Origin of the sequence: Streptosporangium sp. NPDC006013 (assembly GCF_040614275.1) — a bacterium.
In the GTDB taxonomy this organism is placed as follows: domain Bacteria; phylum Actinomycetota; class Actinomycetes; order Streptosporangiales; family Streptosporangiaceae; genus Streptosporangium.
Genome location: NZ_JBEXUE010000962.1, coordinates 1 through 1,267, shown reverse-complemented (window position 1 = coordinate 1,267; position 1,267 = coordinate 1). Strand labels below are relative to the sequence as shown.

The window sequence follows — 1,267 nt, the reverse complement described above, 5'->3', positions numbered from 1 at the left end:
GGCCCGGATCCGCGGGCGGGGGGGGGCGCCCCCCCGCCGCGGCCCCCCGGGGGGGGGGGCGCCGGGGGCCCGACGCCCCCCCCGCGCGCCCGCCCCCCCCGCCCCCCCCCGGCGGGCGCGCGGCCGGCGCCCCCGGCGCCGCACGGCCGCGCTTCGCCCACCGGGCGCCGGTTCCCCTCAGCCGCGCGGGGCCCGGTGATTCTTGATCCAATATTTCGGCATATAGGGAAGAATCTTCTTCCCCCTCCGCGACGACGCGAGGACACATACGGGAGGACCCCAATGAGGCGAACGATCGCCGCCCTGACCGGCGCCACCGTGGCGGCCCTGATGGTTCCCACGCTGGTGACCGTCGCCCCGGCGAGCGCCCAGACCGCTCAGACCACGAAGACCGCCCAGGCCGCGAAGTCCGACCCGGTCTCGGCGCTGAAGCGCCAGTTCAGAACCCACCGGGGCGTGAAGCTCACCGAGAACACGAAGATCGTCGGTGCGGGCAAGAAGCAGCGGGCGATCTTCACCAGGCGCAACGGCGTGCTGGAGTTCGGCAAGTCGGGTCTGGTCGCCTCGGATCTGACCACCAAGTTCAACCTGCCCACCCAGGACGGCGAGTTCAAGGGCCTGTTCACCCCGTCGCGGACGATCTCGCTGAAGAACGTCTCCTACACCTCGGGCGGTTTCTTCACCGACTCCATGCCCGAGGGCAAGAAGTGGCTGCGCGTCCCCGGCGGAGGGCTGGTCCTGGTCAGCCCCGTCCAGCAGATCATCAGCACCGTCGAGCCGGGAACGCTGAAGGCGACCCTGGCCCACACCGGCGCCAGGCGCCCCGGCGGGACCTGGGACGGCACCCGGACCACCGTCCACTCGGGCACGATCACGCTGGGCGAGCTCTTCAAGGTCTCCCCCTCGGTACGCGCGATGCTGGGCACGAAGCCCACCGGCAGGTCCGCCACCCTCCCGGTGACCTGGAAGATCTACATCGGCTCCGACCAGCTGGTCCGCCGGGTCGTGTCGTCGTACACCGAGTCCACCCGGGGCCTCAACAGCACCGAGCTGACCTACGTCAACGACACCCGCTACACCGGCTGGGGCACCAAGGTCACCGTCAAGGCACCGCCCGCCGACCAGGTGGCCGACTTCGACGAGCTCACCGTCGGCGCCGACCAGCCCGAGGAACCGGCCGGATGACCGCCCGCTGCTGCTCGGCTCGATCAAGTCGAACATCGGCCACACCCAGGCGGCCGCGGGTGTCGCCGGTGTGATCAAGATG

Annotated in this window: 2 protein-coding genes; both read left to right on the top strand. The window is 71.6% G+C overall.

Annotated features, from left to right (window positions below):
- Positions 1-282: 282 nt before the first annotated feature.
- Positions 283-1,185: a hypothetical protein gene (locus tag ABZ260_RS51270; RefSeq protein ID WP_355633298.1), complete on the top strand. Its 903-nt coding sequence runs from the start codon at positions 283-285 to the stop codon at positions 1,183-1,185.
- 7 nt (positions 1,186-1,192) lie between these two features.
- The coding region (locus ABZ260_RS51265; RefSeq protein WP_355633300.1) for a hypothetical protein at positions 1,193-1,267 on the top strand (75 nt) is incomplete at its 3' end.

Excerpts from the sequence above, each read along its gene's own strand:
- ABZ260_RS51270 (WP_355633298.1), top strand. The coding sequence starts at position 283 with ATGAGGCGAACGATCGCCGCCCTGACCGGCGCCACCGTGGCGGCCCTG.